Origin of the sequence: Oscillibacter ruminantium GH1, assembly GCF_000307265.1 — a bacterium.
Lineage (GTDB): Bacteria > Bacillota > Clostridia > Oscillospirales > Oscillospiraceae > Oscillibacter > Oscillibacter ruminantium.
Genome location: NZ_DF158901.1, coordinates 178,834 through 193,405, shown reverse-complemented (window position 1 = coordinate 193,405; position 14,572 = coordinate 178,834). Strand labels below are relative to the sequence as shown.

The following is a 14,572-nucleotide window of genomic DNA, read 5'->3' as shown; positions in this document are numbered from 1 at the left end:
AAGTGTGCACTTTACTTGACTGCTTACATTATGTTGAGAAAAAGGCGGCATCGGTCAAGCCGCTGCCGCCCAATAATATTTTGCTCCGTTCTGCTCCACCGTTTGGAGTTTACACAGAATTTGGGATACACCCTGCTTGTAGTCAATTTTTTCTATCATACTGCCTTGTCAATCAAGAATTTCTCTGCCGGTCGAGATCGTCACCACTTATCAGAGAAAAAATTTGCCGCTTTCCGACTTCAGAAAAGGCGCCCGCTATAAGCGGACGCCTTTTTGTACTCTGCGCTTTAGTCGTTAGGAACAAACTTGCTGGCGGGCGCATGGCAAACGGGACAGATATAGTCCGGTGGCAAAGTTTCACTCTCATAGATATAACCGCAGACCGTACAGCGGAATCCATTGCCCACCATCTCTCTGACTACCGTAGCGGTAGGGGGCGTACTCTTGCCGCGTCCAGAAAAGGCGCCCAGCGTCAGCATTTCTCCGCCGGCGAGAACTTCCGCCTCGCTGGCTTCGCCCACGAACAGCAGATAGTTCCCAATCTCCAATTTTTCCACCACGCGACAGCTGACCCGGGATACCATGTGATCCGTCAAATATGGGCAGCCCGCTTCATCCGTCTTCGTCTCGAATCCGTTGAACTTATCACCTACCCGACCCGATTTATAGCCAAAGGTATTGATGACCTCATGTGAACACTCGGTTCCCAACAGCGTCACAGAGAAAACACCGGAAGCCAAAATCGCATCCGTGGTGGCGTTATCCTTATTCAAGGTTATAGTAAAACGAGGAGGATAAGATGACGTGACCTGTGCAAACGAGGTGACAATACAGCCGTGCCGCTTTCCATTCGCCGTTGTAGATACCAGATACATGCCATAGTCCATGGCTTCATATGCCTTCGCGTTAAAAGCTCTACTCATAAAAGCGCTCCCTTTCTGTGTCGTTTCCGGCAATCCATTCGTATATTTTGTAATTCTAATTTTTACAACAAGCAAATGTCAAGAAAAATTTGAACATTTTACAAAATATTATAAGACAGCATCTTAGCCTGGTACTGTCTTTTTTTGTCTTTAAATCCAGGATAATTGTCAAACTGATACATCAGCGCCGCCTGTCCCCCATATGCTCTTATTCCTCGCAGATTATTTTGAACGTTTTAGGAAAGGGCTGCTTCGATAGACGGTTCCAGTTCTTCAGGCGTTTGGGTGGGCTCGAAGCGTTTCATCACATGCCCGTCCCTTCCCACAAGGAACTTGGTGAAATTCCATTTGATCCCGTTTCCCTCCAGGTTTTCTGGATAATATTTTTCTACCACGGCCCTTATTTTTTTGCCGGACTCCTTCGACATCTCAAAGCCCTGGAAAGGCGCGCTGTCACTCAGGTATTGGAACAACGGGTCCATCTGGTCGCCCCGCACATCGATCTTGGAAAAGAGGGGGAATGTGACGCCGTAATTCAACCGGCAGAAAGAGGAGATTTCCTCTTCACCGCCCGGCTCCTGAGCAAGAAATTGGTTGGATGGAAATCCAAGGACCACCAGGCCCTGATTCTTATATTTCTGATAGAGTTTTTCAAGACCGTCATATTGCGGTGTAAATCCGCATTTGCTTGCCGTGTTCACAATCAGGAGAAGTTTTTCGGAATACTCCGAAAGGAAAACCTCCTTGCCGCTGATATCCTTTACCCGAAAATCATATACAGTCATGAGCTCAACTCCTTCAATATTCCTGCCGGAATTTCAAAAATTATCACTGTTTTTGTGCGGAGGTACCTCCGGAAGAGGATTCCTCCGCCGTTGTTACAGCACCAGCGTCGGAGGGGCGTATACTCTCGCGGCGAGCTCCGAATCCAACAGATACAGACTTTTGGCATCGCTGCCAAACAAATCGTAGCGCTTGACAATATCCTCTGTATTTTTCTCCTCTTCCCCCTGTTCCTTGACAAACCAGTCCAGGAACTGCATCGTGCGAAAATCTTTGAGGTCATAGGCCGCCGTATAAACTTGGTTGATCGCCTTTGTCACCTGCTGTTCATGTTCGAAAGCGGTGTTCGCAGGGGTGCGGAAATCTTCAAAGTGATTCTGCGGCGCCCGTACATCCTGCAGGACAACCCGTTCGTTGTTGTTCAGCAAATACCGGGTGAACAGCATCGCGTGATCCCGCTCTTCCTGAGTCTGTACATAGAACCAGTTACCGAACCCGTTCAGATTCCGATCCGTATAGTAACTGTAAATATCCAGATAGAGATAGGCAGAGTACCACTCAAAGTTAATTTGCTTATTCAGTAAGGAAACCAGTTTTTGATCCAACATTAGCCTATTCCCCTTTATTTAAAAATTTGGTATCAGAACTTGTGGTAAGCCTCTTTCTTTGCGCCGCATACGGGGCAGCGCTCGGGCGGGGTGTCCAGAATCGTGTGTCCGCATACGGGACAGACGTAGATTGCCGCCAGCTCCAGATCCTTGCCGGCCTTTACAGCCTCCAAAGCCTTTCCGAACAGTTCCGCGTGCTGCTTTTCAGCCTCCAGGGCAAAGCGGAAGGAGCGCTGTGCTCCCGTCTCCTTCTGAAATTCGGCTGCGTTTAAATACACGGGATACATCTGTTCCACCTCATGCAGCTCGCCGTTGATGGCGCCCTGGAGGTTGTCCGCCGTCTTGTTTGTTCCGAAGACACCGCCTGCCGTCACGGTTGCGTCGCCGGTGGCACCTCCGATTTCACGCATGTGGTTGCCGGCATGGACCTGCTCGGCAAATGCCACGGCACGGAACAAACGGGCCACATTGGGAAATCCCTCTTTTTCGGCCATATCGCCCCAGATCAGATACCGCATGTGCGCCATGCTCTCACCGCCATAGGCGGAGTGAAGGAAATCGGATGTCATCGCATTGTTTACAAACATTTGGAAACGACCCCTTTTCAATAAATTTAGTTTGAGCCGCCAGAATTTTGCTGGCCCTGCTCGTCTTCCCATCTGCCGGAGGGCTCTACCATGGGTGCCCTCTGCGCTTTCGGATTCCATCTTGAGCATATTCTAAGAATGTCTACAAGCGCAAGAGCCCGGATCTTTCTCCGGGCTCTTGCGGTGAGCATTCTTTTCTTTTCAATGCCTTTCAAAAACTCGGCAAAGTGAATGGTAGATCATTCTGAAGTCGATCTGTCGTTTACGCGGCCTTATAGCGTAGCTTTCCAGAGACCGTGCAGATTGCAGTATGCGTAAACCGTACCGGTGGGAACCTCGGCAAATTCTGCCCGGGGCTCTTCGCCCGGTTTCAGATACTTCAGCTCCACCTTGTCGTCGGTGACCAGCGCAATCCACTCAATGTGGTGTTCCGGCAGCATGGGATGCGGAGTAGAACCAACGGTAACTTTGATTTTTCCGCCTTCCCGCAAAACAGCGGGAACATGCTTTTCCTTGGCCGCATCGGTAGAGTTGGCTTCTAGCTTTGTCATATTCTGACCGCAGCACACCAGGGTTCCTCCACCCTTTTTGATCAGCGCAACCATATTTCCGCAGAGCTCGCAACGATAAAATTCAACCATTTTTTGTTCCTCTTTTCTGTTTATTTTGGATATGTCAAAGCAGTTATAACCTGCAATAGGCCACAGCCTTACACATCGGTGGCAGGCCGAGATCTTTTTCGTAGGAACCGAGGTTCCAGGTGATCTTTCCGGTCATTTGCGCCGCGACGCCGGAAAAATGCAGCATCACGATTCCCAGATTGAGCTTTTGGTCCTTTTCATCCGTACAAGCATCGCTTTTTGAAATCAAGACCACCGCGTCACCGTCCAGGACAAAACCGTACGGCTGGCAATTGAGGTAGCTCGGAGAAAGACTTGCGGCGTAAAATGCCTGCCAAAGGGGGCTGTCCATATCACCGATTTCTTCATCAACCCCGGCTTGATTGCCCCACTTTCCCGAAAACACCATACCATTAATCCCAAGATGCGGAGAATAATATCCCCGTTTTATATCAATATCGATCTTGGACATGCTCTTTATGTTGAGATAGATCCGCTTTGAGGACTTCTTTTCAAAGCCAAATGCAACAATGGCAACGACGCACTTGTCGGATTCGATTGCCAACGCTTTTTTGATTTTTTCTCCGTCCTCAAATGTGAGCCAGCAACTGCCGAGATTCCATTCCGTCATATGCAGAATAAGATCCTCTGCAAGAAAGCCTGCGTTTTCGATCATAAAGTCCGCGTTGTCGGATAAGAGGATAAAATAGTCGGCATTGCCAATCATAAAATCATGGTAACCTGCCGCGCCCATCAGCTTTTCCCGTGTACCGCATCCGAAAAAGCGAAGCTCGGTATGAATAGAGGGAACCAGTTTTTTACTATCGCTGTCATAGTACTGCTTGATCTTATCGAGAGTGCATTCCGGAACTTTCGTATCCTGAAACTCCCGCACGGATTTTCGGTTCTGAATCATTGCGCTGTAATCCATAAGTTTGATTCCTCCTACTAAAAATTTTCAAGGATGAGAGAATTGCGGCGGCACCGTTCAATAAACTGGCGTTCATTACGGAAATACCCGCGCAACACCAATTTCTTATCAAATTTTATTCCTTTTTTTGACTTTTTTAGAAACTTTCTCCTCTTAGTATGCACCTGTTTTTATAAAAGTCAATCGTTAAAATAGGTCAATTAGAAAAGTCGAATATTGAATTTCCGCCCAGCAAAAGAGAGTTGAAGTCCTCTCGATAAGGTTCGGTTAACCGTAAGTTTCGCCTAAATACAGGAACGGCCGCATCGAAAAAATGCGGCCGTTTCCTGATGTTTTATTCCGTGTATTCAAACGCATCTTTCCCGGCGCCGCAATCCGGACATGTAAAGTCTTCGGGGACGTCTTCCCATTTGGTTCCGGGAGCAATTCCCTGCTCCGGGCAGCCCAACGTTTCATCATAGATATAACCGCAAATTGTGCATACATATTTTTTCATTTTGATCAGCCCCTCTTTTTATATTTTTAGTTTTTGCTAAAATAATACATGAAAACTTGTAAACAAGATATGCTGGGCTAATTCCTGCTCGTACCCGGGAATTGCGTATAATCACTTAAAGGCTCCAACCTCCGCTTTGTTTTTCAAGTGTCATGTTTTATCGATCAGGCCCTCACGGGTTCCGAAGTACCACCGGAAGGTTTTTCAGCCGGGGCGTTAAATTTCGAGCTCGCCCAGCATCTCCCGGACCTCCGCTTCGCCCAAGGCGAACAGGTCGGCCTCTTTCGAGTCGAGTGTGCGTAGCAGCGTCATCAATTCGCCCATATGAGCCTTTTCCTCGTCGCGGATATCCGCAATCACTTTTTTCGCTACCTCGTTGTCCGTCGCCTGCACGTGAGCGTCATACAAATAGATGGCTTCCAGTTCGCCCGCTATGTCCAGACGAATAGCCTGAATAAGTTCCTCCTTGCTCATCTTACGGTCGACATTTCCTTGGAATGGATTTGCAAAAGATGGCATTTTAAATCAGCCTCCCATACAATAATTATTTATGCTCTCCCCGGTTACATTCGGGACAAGCACCTTGAAACGTGATATCGTGCTTTATAATTGTGAAACCTGTTTCCTGTTCGATTTGTCGGTCAATATTATCCATACTGTCCGGTTCCAGATCGAAAATTCGACCGCATCGCACGCAGAGGATATGATTGTGCTGACGTACATCGACGTCGAAGCGATCCGAGGAGCCAGGAAAAAAAAGCCGTTTTACAATGTCGTCCTCTTCCAAAAGATTCAGATTTCGGTAAACAGTTCCTTTGCTAATGCGAGGATATTGTTTCTTAATTTCCTCTAGAATCTCCTGCGCTGTTGGATGGCAGAGTCGGCCCAAAGCGTCCAGAATCGCCTGTTTCTGAATGCTGTACCGTCTATTCATAAAATCACCCGCAGCAATAAATAATTATATTGATTCAAATATCAGGACACAGTCTTAATTAATGTTTGATTTTATTTTACCACTCACTTCTTCCTTCGTCAACCTATTAATCAATAAAAAAATAGTAAAATATTGTTATAATGCCCCTGCGAAACTAAATGCTTTTTGTTGCGCGGTTGTTTCCGTTGCGTTCAATCTTAACTTCTGCTCCGAAAGCTTTTACTACACGTCCTACGTCGCTGTTATGCGCAATTAAATTCGATGCTTAAAAGATTCAATGAGACTCAGAAATAACTCTTACCCATTCAGAGAAAGCATCCATAAATTTTTTCAGGTGCGTGCGGGTCGATTCATCAACAAGCTCTCCCTGTTCATTCAAAAGGGAGGCCACTTTGCTAATGTAGATTTCCGGTTGCTGAAGAAGCAAAATGTTCAAAAATCCCATAGGTTGGCGCAGATGGTGATTGGCCCCAAAAGCGCCAAGTCCGCCTGGAGATACGCTGATGATGGAACCCGGCTTCCCGCTCCAGACATTATGCCCATATGGGCGGGAAGCCACATCTAGTGCATTTTTTAGTACGGCTGGAATGGAGCGATTGTATTCCGGAGTTACAAAAAGAAATCCATCGAGCTCTGCCACTTCGTTGCGAAATAGTTCATATGATTTGGGCAATTGTCCGTCATCGTCAAAATCCTGGTTGTACAGTGGGAGGTCGCCAATATTGATGAAACGAAATTCAAGTTCCGCTGGTGAAAGCGATACAGCCGCCTTTGCAATGGAGCGACTAAAGGAACCTCTGCGAAGGCTTCCCACAAATATACCAATCTTCTTGTTATTCATAATTCATTCTCCTTATATAATAAGTTTGACATACGCTTTTGAGTGTTTTCGCGTGTACAAATTATTGATTACCGACAATATGATGAGGCAAAGGGTTTCCCCGATTAGGGTACCGGGTACAAAATGCGAGGATATCTCTGATGATTTCGGTTGTCCGGAATGCGCAGGATGTATATGGGGGAAAACAGTTTTGTCAAAATATGGAAGGTCTGTTTCCGTAAAAGTTATAATATATACTTGTTTCTAAAATTAATTTATTCTTTAGTAAATGCTTTCATATACTGCTTCTAAAAATTTTCGTTGATGAAAATTTCCTTTTTCAAGTTATTTCATTATCAAAATTCTTAAAAAACAATCCTAAAAAACAATTTTTGTTGGATCTTTTACCTCGAATTATATCAAAACAAGCTTTTAAAAGTATTTACCATTTCAACTTTGCTCAATAAAGCTACCATTGTGCAGCTCCCTGAACGCAGTCATCAGCTCGTCCTGAGTGTTCATTACGATAGGTCCGCCCCACGCAATTGGTTCATGCAGTGCCCTTCCAGAAAAGAAAATAAACCGCAATCCAGATTCTGGCTTCGCCGAAACAGTTATATAATCTCCACGTTCGAATAGAATCGCCGATTTCGATGATATTGTCTGATTGTTGATGACAGCATCTCCCTCGATAAGAAAGGCAAAAACTGTTTCGTCCTTCTTTGTTGGAACAGTAATGTCCTCCCCGATTGGAAGCATAATGTCATAAATCGTTGAAGGGATATGTGCCGGAGTGATCCCAGCCACATCCCCAAAGCGACCGGAAAGGACCCCAATCTCCGCTTTTCCGCTGTTGATTGTAGGAATCAAATCCCTTGTAAGGCTGCAATATGCAGGCGTTGTCATCTTTTCCTGGCGAGGAAGATTAAGCCATAGCTGAAATCCCAGCATTCTTTCTGACTCTTTCGGCATCTCCTGATGTAAAATGCCGCGGCCGGCTGTCATCCATTGGCACTCTCCCGAGCAAATTGTTCCTTTATTTCCCAGAGAATCCTCATGATCAATTCTGCCGGAAATCAGGTACGTAATGGTTTCGATTCCCCTATGTGGGTGCATGGGGAATCCGGCAAGATAGTCAGAAGGGTCGGTAGAATCAAACGAATCCAACATTAAAAAAGGATCGAAATCTTTAACATCGTTGTTCCCGAGTACACGAACAAGATGGACCCCGGCGCCATCCACAGCTCTTTGTCCACGAATCTGCTTGATGATTTCCCGCTTAATCAAATCGTATACCTCCTTAAATTTCATATGCTCTGTGTCAAAAGCCGAAATGTATCTACAGAGCTGAACTAAATTCTTACGGTTCCTGGTGCGCAATTCGAGCAAATTTTATATCACAGCTTGTCTACATTAACAAGCAAGTTTTCGTAGTGGATTCCTCCCTACATTAGATATAAAAACAGTTGAAATTTACAAAATGCTGGTATAGTGTATTGGATAAGGTAAATGCATTAATAAGAAAAAGATATTGCGTGCATGGAGGAATATTTTGAAACAATTACGGACGTTATGTGTAATGGGCACATTTGACAATCACTTTAATGAAGAAATATGCTGCATTAAAGAAAAATTGAAAATACAAGGTATCACTATTGATGCATATGAACCCCATATATCGTTTGGCATCTATACAAATCTGAATGACGCAAATTTATTCAAGTGGATTTCCACAGTCGCAGTGCAACACAAAAAATTTGGGATTTGCTTTAACCATTTTGGATTTTTTCCGGATTCCCGCCTGTGTTTTATAGCTCCCTGTTCCAACTATAACCTTCTAAAACTCCATTCAGATATACATGGGAAATATGATACCTGTTGCACGGATAAAGGGTGTCTATATTCGCTTCAACAAAAAAACTGGACCCCGCATATGACAATCGCTTCAGTTGATCCCGGACAGGAACAGAGTTTGCTTTCAATTCTTTGGGAAGGTTTTTCATCACTTACAGCGGAACTTACGCGGTTAAAAATAACTTCGTCTGATACGAGCGAAGCTGCTGGGGCATTTGACTTGCAAGCATTGTGAGTCCGAGAAGCTAAGAAGGAATATGAATTCCATGAAAAATGCCGGCACTGCTTACTATGAATCTCTCCCAATTTCACATTATACCTATTAAGGTGGAGCATTTTAAGGCTTTGAAATACTCATTATGTTTATAATTGTGCCCGCATCAACAGGCGGCCTTCGGAAGAATTACTTCCGAAGGCCGCCTCGCTTTATGACCAAGAGCTTTGTTACCTACAGGAGGAAAGAAAAAGGATTGGGCTACTCATCCTCCACGTACTCCATCAGATCGCCCGGCTGGCAGTGCAGTAACCGGCAAAGAGTGTCAATCGTTTCTGTGGTGACAGTGCCACCGCTACGTAACTTTTGCATGGTGCTTTCTGGAAGCAGCTTTTCTTTACGAACTCGATATGTCGTGTATCCTGCCTCCAAAAGCTTTCCAAGGATGTCTTTGTAAACAATCACGAAATCCACCTCCTCTTGCCAGTATATCAGCTTTTATGAACATTTGAAAGTAGACAATATGAACGATTTAAGGTTAATAATTTGTAAGAACAATCAATTGAATATCAACTCTATATCGTGTATATTATGGTTATAGAGGATCGAATGAAAATTAGAGAGGGGTAATCAAATGGAACGTCTTTTCAAATATCATGGCACAGTATCGAGCATGGGCTTTAGCAGCAAGGGATGCTGCGTAGCGGATCTGATTCTGGGCGACATTACAGATTGGGACAAGCCCCCGGTACGTGTGGAGGCGCACGGTGCGCTGGCAAAATACATCAACGAGATTGAGATGACTGACGCCGAGGAGCGTTATATCCAGTCTGATTGGTACTATGACAGCAATCTGTACCTCTACCGTATTGAGGTTCCGAGCAGCGATGGACATGTCCCGGCAAAGGTCATCATGCAGGCAGACTTCCTCTCCAGCGAGCTGGTGATCTTCGGGCCGAAGGATTATATTGAAACGGATTCGCCGGAGCCGATGACGCGAGAACTGCACGCTGTGTGGCTCCACTGGAAGATCGATCACTGATCGAATGCCGCCCCTGAAGATTACGAGGATTGAGAGTCAGCCTGACCTACCGGGCAAACGTGGAGAAGGAATCTTCTTATGAGAGAGCAGACTGTAAAGAGCGGCGCGATCAATGGGCACCATTTTGAACTGAAGCGGCGGCACCCGGATCTGCTTCTGGCCGGAGCTGCCCCGTACATCCTGTATGTGGATGATGCATTTTACTGCACCAGCGAATCCCTCCATGCAGCGGACGACGAGATCAAAGCGCTCCAATGATGTCGCTTCTTCTATGCACGGTCGGCGCAGGAACGCTGATTGCGTGGTTATTCCGCCTTCTAGATTATATCGACCGGCCACGCCGCAAGGCAAGGCGGTAGATCACCGCAAGCGCAGAAGCAGAGTGGAAAAGATATTTTTCCTAATTTTTTTCAATTCCACATATTTCTTGCTATTTGTCCAGTTTGGCGTTAAAATGACGGGGTACTGCAAAGTACACACGGTTATTACGCCGAAGACGCGTCTTTCTGAAGGATTGCGTTGGTCGAATGACCCCCATCGGCGTTGTAACATAAATGTTTGAGGTAAAGTAAAAGGCCCTCCCCTTTCGGAGAGAACCCTTCACCTCAAACACCACTGCACCTTGAAAAAATCCAAAGTGCTTTATTCGATAATAGCCGTTGCACCGGCTATTGTCCACAATTATAGAAAAGTTGTTGCGCGAAAGCGCATTCTTTCTGGTTGTGTATAAACTCATGCTTTGGCCATACAGCGAAGAATTTAAACAAGACAATCGACGGGCCGTACCGCGAGGACGGCCAGCACTGGGAACGACGCCGGGCGAGGCGCAACGATTCCTAACAGGCAATCACGCCTAGAGATGAGCGTGACCTGAGAAGCTGCGATGAAACGCCGATTGATAATGATACTTCCTCACGGCCCCGCACAGACTTGACGGGGAGACTGCATCGGTGTGCAGATCTATGCGCCATCACTATGGCGGTTTCTTCGCTGTTTTTTCCTTTGGATAAGAATCCGAGGCAAAGGCACAATCCTTTGTACCTTTGCCTGAGATTCATTCTGGAGGTGACACCCGGATTTGAACCGGGGGTGAGGGTTTTGCAGACCCTTGCCTTACCACTTGGCTATGTCACCGTAGACTCTTATTATTATATGCGATCAACTCAAAAAAGTCCAGTAAAACCGCAAAATATTTTAAGGGAACCTGAATGCCCACACTCGTGTGTGGGCATTCAGATTTGGAGCGGGCAACGAGGCTCGAACTCGCTACCTCCACCTTGGCAAGGTGGCGCTCTACCAGATGAGCTATGCCCGCAAATGGTGCCTTCGATCGGAATCGAACCAATGACACGAGGATTTTCAGTCCTCTGCTCTACCAACTGAGCTACGAAGGCATATGCGGGAAGTGGGGCTTCCCGCAGGAAAATGGCGACCCGGAACGGGCTCGAACCGTCGACCTCTAGCGTGACAGGCTAGCGTTCTAACCAACTGAACTACCGGGCCATAAACTTTCCAAGAACTGCTCTTGCCGTCAGACACATGCCCAACATCCCCTAAACTTGTCCAAATACACTTGGCAAATCGGCAACGCAGACTGCATACTCCATTTAAACCCTTTGAATTTTAAATGGTGGGAACAACTGGACTCGAACCAGTGACCCCCTGCTTGTAAGGCAGGTGCTCTAACCAGCTGAGCTATGCTCCCGGATATCGTCCGCGTTTGTCAGACGGCAAAAGTTATTATACAAAAAGGACCCCGTTCTGTCAACCGAAATCGCGAAAATTTTTAAAAATATTTTTAAAATCGTGTAAAACCCTTGCGCGGTCAGCGTTTTGCTGAGGTGAGCAGTTCCTCTAATTCCGCCTTTGTGAAGGTTTGAACCCGATCACAGAAGCGGCAAGTCAACTCCGCACCGCCTTGCTCGTCGATCAAACTGCGCAGCTCCGCTGCGCCCATAGAGATCAGCGCCCGCTCCATACGCTCTCTGGAACAGGTGCAGCGGTACTCCACCGGACTCTCTTCCAAAAACTCCAGTTCAAAATCCGGCAGTGCCGCCCGCAGCATGTCCGCAGGGTTCGGATATTTCTCCATCAGAGCAGTGACGGCTCCGGCCGCCATCAGGCTTCCCTCCACCTTGGAGATCGTCCCCTCTCCCGCGCCGGGCAGAAGCTGAATCAAATAGCCGCCCGCTGCTTTCACGCTCTGATCCCGGTCCACCAAGACCCCAAGGCCGCAGGCCGTTGGAATCTGCTCGGACTCCACAAAATAAGCCGCCAGATCCTCAGCGATCTCGCCGCCCATCAACCCCACGCTGCCCACATACGGCTCTTTCATGTTCAGGTCCCGGATCACGGTCAGCGTACCCTCATGGCCCACGGCACTGCCCACGTCCAGCTTGCCGTCCGCCCGCAGGGGCAGATCTGTCGCCGGGTGATCCACGGTCCCTCGAACGTTGCCCTCGTTGTCGGACACGGCCAAAACCGTTCCCAGCGGGCCGCCGCCCTTAAATTGCAGCGTCACGCTGGCTCCGTCGCTCTTCAGGGCGTTGCCCATCATGGACGCGGCCGCCAAAGCGCGGCCCAAAGCCGCCGTGGCCACAGGCAGCGTGCGGTGAATATTTCTGGCCCGCTCCGTCAAATCGCGGGTGGAAACCGCCGCGGCTTTCACAAAGCCGTCGGCGGAAATTGCTCTTACGATCTTGTCGCTCATGTGTCGCTCCTCTATCCTTTTTCAGCGGTCTTCGGCTTCCGGCAGCGGAAGATCACGCGGTCCTCGTCAGGCCGGGGCGCGGTCTGGCGCAGGTCGCCGGTAACCCGGATGTCTCCAAAGCCCGCTTTTTCCAGCATGGCCCGCAGCTCGGCCTCCTCCCACGCCCGCTCCCGGTGCTCTTCCCAAGTGCGGTCCCACGTTCCGTCGGGGCGCAGGCGAAAAAGGTCTACCCCATAGGTGCAGACCCTCGTCTTCTCTGAAAAGCTCGTCCGCCATATGCAGTATGCGTCGTCCGTCTCGTCGATATACAGTTCCCCGTCCATCCGGCGCAGCTTATAGGGCGTGTTCACGTCGAACAAAAACACCCCGTCGGGGCGCAGCCATCTGTAAACGCGATTCAGCGTCTCCTGAAGGGCTTTCCCGCTGGTCAGGTAGTTCAACGCATCCAGCGTGGATACAACGGCGTCTACCGGCTCCAAAAGCCGCAGACGGGGCATAGACTGATGCAGCAGCAGCGGGCGCTGCTCTTCCGGCAGCGTTTCCGCCTTTTGCGCGGCTTGCGTCAGCATCTCTTCCGACAGGTCTACGCCGGTCATCCGATAACCCATTGCCGCCAGAAGGCAGGTAATCGTCCCAGTGCCGCAGCCTAAGTCCACCACGGTTTCCACCGGCTGCCGTTCCTTCTGCAAAAGCCGGTTCAGATACGCCGCCCGTTTCCGGTAGCCCACGTCCACCGTCAGCTCGTCATACGACCCCGCGAGAGACTGATAACTGCTCATTCCTTCTCCAGACGCTCAAAAACCTTTTCGTAGCCGCCCACGCCATAGCTCAAAGAGCGGTTTACCCGGCTGATCGTGGCGCTGGATGCGCCGGTGCGCTCCAGAATATCGTTATAGATCATTCCATCATGCAGCAGTGTTGCCACTTCAAAGCGCTGCTCCATGGCCCGCAGCTCCGAAACGGTGCACAGGTCCTGAAAGAAGTTGTAGCACTCCTCCTCGTCCTTTAGCAGCAAAATTGCCTTATAAAGCTCTTCGCTCTTTTCCTTTTTTCCAATCTTGACCATTGCAAGCTCCTTTCCGGAAATATGCGGCAGTCCGCCGCGCTTCCATCGGGTCGATTTTACTATTTTACAGCATGAAAGTAAAGGGGGTCACACTATTTTTCCAAACTTTTGAACAGGCTTCTCTTTCTTTCGTCCGGTTTTTGCGATATCTGCGCATCGTCACCTCCCCCGCTCCGGCGGCATACTCTGGAGCAATGATAATCGGGCCGGCGGGTAAATTCTGTCGGCCCCCGGACCTGTGAAGGAGGCTGGCATGCACGATCAGTTCAATCTGGAACCGTTTGTCGCCCGGCGAGAATGGACGGTGGACGGCATTCCGGTGCTCACCGCGGAGCTGTCTCTTCCCCGCCCCGTGGGTGAGACGGGACGGGCCGCCCGGCGGCTGGACCGGTACTATCAGCTCTATGCCCGGTCATATCTCCGCTATTGCGAGCGGTGGCTCTTTCCCCAATCTGCGGAGTCCTGCCGCGTGGCATTGGAAACCAGCGCACCCCTGCCGCAGGACTCCGCCCAGCTCTCTTACCGCGTCACATGCAACGGCGGCGGGATTCTGAGTTTGTATACAGAATCTTCGGAAATCTGCAACGGGCGGACGGAACGGCGGCGGCACGGCGACACCTGGGACCTGCTCACCGGCTATCCCATTCCCCTGTCCGCCTGTTTCCCCCGAAAGTCCCCTTGGCGCAAAGCACTGCTGCGCCGGACAGAAGCGGAGGTTGAGCGTCAGGAACGCGCGGGCGTGGCCCGGTACTACGAGGGCTGGAGGCGGCGGCTGCGCCGGAATTTGAATGTGGAGAATTTTTATCTCTCGGAAACCGAACTTTTCTGGTTCTGGCAGATGTTTACCGTGGCCCCATCGGCCGAGGGTATTCCGGTTTTTTCCATGCCCTATGGCGAAAACGATTGCTTTTTCCCCGGAATCCGTGATAAAATAGAAACAACAAACGAGGAAACAGCATCGCGGGAATCTTAACTTCCCGTTGG

The 14,572-nt window shown here is 48.8% G+C and carries 19 protein-coding genes and 5 tRNA genes; 4 read left to right on the top strand and 20 right to left on the bottom strand.

The window, feature by feature from the left end; translation table 11 throughout:
* Window positions 1–287: 287 nt before the first annotated feature.
* The 11 genes from ON16_RS14670 to ON16_RS14620 all read right to left on the bottom strand — a co-directional run bounded on the left by ON16_RS14670 (window position 288) and on the right by ON16_RS14620 (window position 7,989).
* Window positions 288–923: a flavin reductase gene (locus tag ON16_RS14670; protein WP_040664253.1), complete on the bottom strand. Its 636-nt coding sequence runs from the start codon at window positions 921–923 to the stop codon at window positions 288–290.
* Between the two features lie 236 nt (window positions 924–1,159).
* Window positions 1,160–1,708: a glutathione peroxidase gene (locus ON16_RS14665; protein ID WP_040664250.1), complete on the bottom strand. Its 549-nt coding sequence runs from the start codon at window positions 1,706–1,708 to the stop codon at window positions 1,160–1,162.
* 93 nt (window positions 1,709–1,801) lie between these two features.
* The gene (locus ON16_RS14660; protein ID WP_040664247.1) at window positions 1,802–2,314 is read right to left on the bottom strand and encodes a ferritin; all 513 of its coding nucleotides are present in this window, start codon (window positions 2,312–2,314) and stop codon (window positions 1,802–1,804) included.
* 32 nt (window positions 2,315–2,346) lie between these two features.
* Complete coding sequence (locus ON16_RS14655; protein ID WP_040664245.1) at window positions 2,347–2,901, bottom strand: rubrerythrin family protein; 555 nt, start codon at window positions 2,899–2,901, stop codon at window positions 2,347–2,349.
* 272 nt (window positions 2,902–3,173) lie between these two features.
* The gene (locus ON16_RS14650; protein WP_040664242.1) at window positions 3,174–3,542 is read right to left on the bottom strand and encodes a desulfoferrodoxin; all 369 of its coding nucleotides are present in this window, start codon (window positions 3,540–3,542) and stop codon (window positions 3,174–3,176) included.
* Window positions 3,543–3,585: 43 nt separating this feature from the next.
* Window positions 3,586–4,452 (bottom strand): nitroreductase family protein, encoded by an 867-nt coding sequence (locus ON16_RS14645; protein WP_040664239.1) that lies wholly within the window; start codon window positions 4,450–4,452, stop codon window positions 3,586–3,588.
* A gap of 334 nt (window positions 4,453–4,786) precedes the next feature.
* Complete coding sequence (locus ON16_RS14640) at window positions 4,787–4,948, bottom strand: rubredoxin (protein WP_040664236.1); 162 nt, start codon at window positions 4,946–4,948, stop codon at window positions 4,787–4,789.
* A 216-nt stretch (window positions 4,949–5,164) separates the two neighbouring features.
* Window positions 5,165–5,467, bottom strand: coding sequence for a demethoxyubiquinone hydroxylase family protein (locus tag ON16_RS14635; protein ID WP_040664233.1), 303 nt, complete (start codon window positions 5,465–5,467; stop codon window positions 5,165–5,167).
* Window positions 5,468–5,492: 25 nt separating this feature from the next.
* A complete protein-coding gene (locus tag ON16_RS16380; protein WP_040664230.1) occupies window positions 5,493–5,882 on the bottom strand; it encodes a Fur family transcriptional regulator in 390 nt (129 codons plus the stop codon).
* 274 nt (window positions 5,883–6,156) lie between these two features.
* The gene (locus ON16_RS14625) at window positions 6,157–6,723 is read right to left on the bottom strand and encodes an NADPH-dependent FMN reductase (protein ID WP_040664227.1); all 567 of its coding nucleotides are present in this window, start codon (window positions 6,721–6,723) and stop codon (window positions 6,157–6,159) included.
* Between the two features lie 429 nt (window positions 6,724–7,152).
* Window positions 7,153–7,989 (bottom strand): pirin family protein, encoded by an 837-nt coding sequence (locus ON16_RS14620; protein ID WP_040664224.1) that lies wholly within the window; start codon window positions 7,987–7,989, stop codon window positions 7,153–7,155.
* Between the two features lie 265 nt (window positions 7,990–8,254).
* Here ON16_RS14620 and ON16_RS14615 point away from each other — a divergent pair, with 265 nt between their 5' ends.
* Complete coding sequence (locus ON16_RS14615; RefSeq protein ID WP_144032141.1) at window positions 8,255–8,791, top strand: 2'-5' RNA ligase family protein; 537 nt, start codon at window positions 8,255–8,257, stop codon at window positions 8,789–8,791.
* Window positions 8,792–9,031: 240 nt separating this feature from the next.
* Here ON16_RS14615 and ON16_RS14610 read toward each other — a convergent pair whose 3' ends face one another.
* On the bottom strand, window positions 9,032–9,235 hold the full coding sequence (locus tag ON16_RS14610) for a helix-turn-helix domain-containing protein (protein WP_040664218.1): 204 nt from the start codon (window positions 9,233–9,235) through the stop codon (window positions 9,032–9,034).
* A 169-nt stretch (window positions 9,236–9,404) separates the two neighbouring features.
* Here ON16_RS14610 and ON16_RS14605 point away from each other — a divergent pair, with 169 nt between their 5' ends.
* Together ON16_RS14605 and ON16_RS14600 are read left to right on the top strand one after the other, a co-directional pair.
* Window positions 9,405–9,812: a hypothetical protein gene (locus ON16_RS14605; RefSeq protein WP_040664215.1), complete on the top strand. Its 408-nt coding sequence runs from the start codon at window positions 9,405–9,407 to the stop codon at window positions 9,810–9,812.
* 78 nt (window positions 9,813–9,890) lie between these two features.
* Window positions 9,891–10,070 carry a hypothetical protein gene (locus ON16_RS14600; protein WP_040664212.1) on the top strand — a complete coding sequence of 60 codons (180 nt, stop codon included), beginning with the start codon at window positions 9,891–9,893 and terminating at the stop codon, window positions 10,068–10,070.
* An 802-nt stretch (window positions 10,071–10,872) separates the two neighbouring features.
* Here ON16_RS14600 and ON16_RS14595 read toward each other — a convergent pair.
* The 8 genes from ON16_RS14595 to ON16_RS14560 all read right to left on the bottom strand — a co-directional run bounded on the left by ON16_RS14595 (window position 10,873) and on the right by ON16_RS14560 (window position 13,588).
* Window positions 10,873–10,946, bottom strand: a tRNA-Cys gene (locus ON16_RS14595).
* A gap of 105 nt (window positions 10,947–11,051) precedes the next feature.
* Window positions 11,052–11,127, bottom strand: a tRNA-Gly gene (locus ON16_RS14590).
* Window positions 11,128–11,130: 3 nt separating this feature from the next.
* Window positions 11,131–11,206, bottom strand: a tRNA-Phe gene (locus ON16_RS14585).
* Window positions 11,207–11,238: 32 nt separating this feature from the next.
* Window positions 11,239–11,315 (bottom strand) — tRNA-Asp (locus ON16_RS14580).
* 125 nt (window positions 11,316–11,440) lie between these two features.
* Window positions 11,441–11,517, bottom strand: a tRNA-Val gene (locus ON16_RS14575).
* 120 nt (window positions 11,518–11,637) lie between these two features.
* Window positions 11,638–12,522, bottom strand: a complete 885-nt coding sequence (gene hslO, locus ON16_RS14570; RefSeq protein ID WP_040664211.1) for an Hsp33 family molecular chaperone HslO — start codon at window positions 12,520–12,522, stop codon at window positions 11,638–11,640.
* A gap of 11 nt (window positions 12,523–12,533) precedes the next feature.
* Entirely contained in the window at window positions 12,534–13,301 is a 768-nt protein-coding gene (locus tag ON16_RS14565) for a class I SAM-dependent DNA methyltransferase (RefSeq protein WP_040664209.1), read from the bottom strand.
* Window positions 13,298–13,588, bottom strand: a complete 291-nt coding sequence (locus tag ON16_RS14560) for a YerC/YecD family TrpR-related protein (RefSeq protein WP_040664208.1) — start codon at window positions 13,586–13,588, stop codon at window positions 13,298–13,300. Before ON16_RS14560 ends, ON16_RS14565 begins: the two co-directional genes overlap by 4 nt.
* 253 nt (window positions 13,589–13,841) lie before the next feature.
* On the opposite strand from ON16_RS14560, the gene ON16_RS14555 reads away from it, so the two are divergent.
* Entirely contained in the window at window positions 13,842–14,561 is a 720-nt protein-coding gene (locus ON16_RS14555) for an RsiV family protein (protein WP_040664206.1), read from the top strand.
* Window positions 14,562–14,572 lie beyond the last annotated feature (11 nt).

What these genes read in the sequence shown, in the direction of transcription:
- ON16_RS14600 (WP_040664212.1), top strand. Translation starts at nt 9,891, where the DNA reads ATGAGAGAGCAGACTGTAAAGAGCGGCGCGATCAATGGGCACCATTTT.
- ON16_RS14655 (WP_040664245.1), bottom strand. Translation starts at nt 2,901, where the DNA reads ATGTTTGTAAACAATGCGATGACATCCGATTTCCTTCACTCCGCCTAT.
- hslO (WP_040664211.1), bottom strand. Translation starts at nt 12,522, where the DNA reads ATGAGCGACAAGATCGTAAGAGCAATTTCCGCCGACGGCTTTGTGAAA.
- ON16_RS14670 (WP_040664253.1), bottom strand. Translation starts at nt 923, where the DNA reads ATGAGTAGAGCTTTTAACGCGAAGGCATATGAAGCCATGGACTATGGC.
- ON16_RS14560 (WP_040664208.1), bottom strand. Translation starts at nt 13,588, where the DNA reads ATGGTCAAGATTGGAAAAAAGGAAAAGAGCGAAGAGCTTTATAAGGCA.
- ON16_RS14565 (WP_040664209.1), bottom strand. Translation starts at nt 13,301, where the DNA reads ATGAGCAGTTATCAGTCTCTCGCGGGGTCGTATGACGAGCTGACGGTG.
- ON16_RS14605 (WP_040664215.1), top strand. Translation starts at nt 9,405, where the DNA reads ATGGAACGTCTTTTCAAATATCATGGCACAGTATCGAGCATGGGCTTT.
- ON16_RS14650 (WP_040664242.1), bottom strand. Translation starts at nt 3,542, where the DNA reads ATGGTTGAATTTTATCGTTGCGAGCTCTGCGGAAATATGGTTGCGCTG.
- ON16_RS14625 (WP_040664227.1), bottom strand. Translation starts at nt 6,723, where the DNA reads ATGAATAACAAGAAGATTGGTATATTTGTGGGAAGCCTTCGCAGAGGT.
- ON16_RS14635 (WP_040664233.1), bottom strand. Translation starts at nt 5,467, where the DNA reads ATGCCATCTTTTGCAAATCCATTCCAAGGAAATGTCGACCGTAAGATG.
- ON16_RS14665 (WP_040664250.1), bottom strand. Translation starts at nt 1,708, where the DNA reads ATGACTGTATATGATTTTCGGGTAAAGGATATCAGCGGCAAGGAGGTT.
- ON16_RS14645 (WP_040664239.1), bottom strand. Translation starts at nt 4,452, where the DNA reads ATGGATTACAGCGCAATGATTCAGAACCGAAAATCCGTGCGGGAGTTT.
- ON16_RS14640 (WP_040664236.1), bottom strand. Translation starts at nt 4,948, where the DNA reads ATGAAAAAATATGTATGCACAATTTGCGGTTATATCTATGATGAAACG.
- ON16_RS14660 (WP_040664247.1), bottom strand. Translation starts at nt 2,314, where the DNA reads ATGTTGGATCAAAAACTGGTTTCCTTACTGAATAAGCAAATTAACTTT.
- ON16_RS16380 (WP_040664230.1), bottom strand. Translation starts at nt 5,882, where the DNA reads ATGAATAGACGGTACAGCATTCAGAAACAGGCGATTCTGGACGCTTTG.
- ON16_RS14555 (WP_040664206.1), top strand. Translation starts at nt 13,842, where the DNA reads ATGCACGATCAGTTCAATCTGGAACCGTTTGTCGCCCGGCGAGAATGG.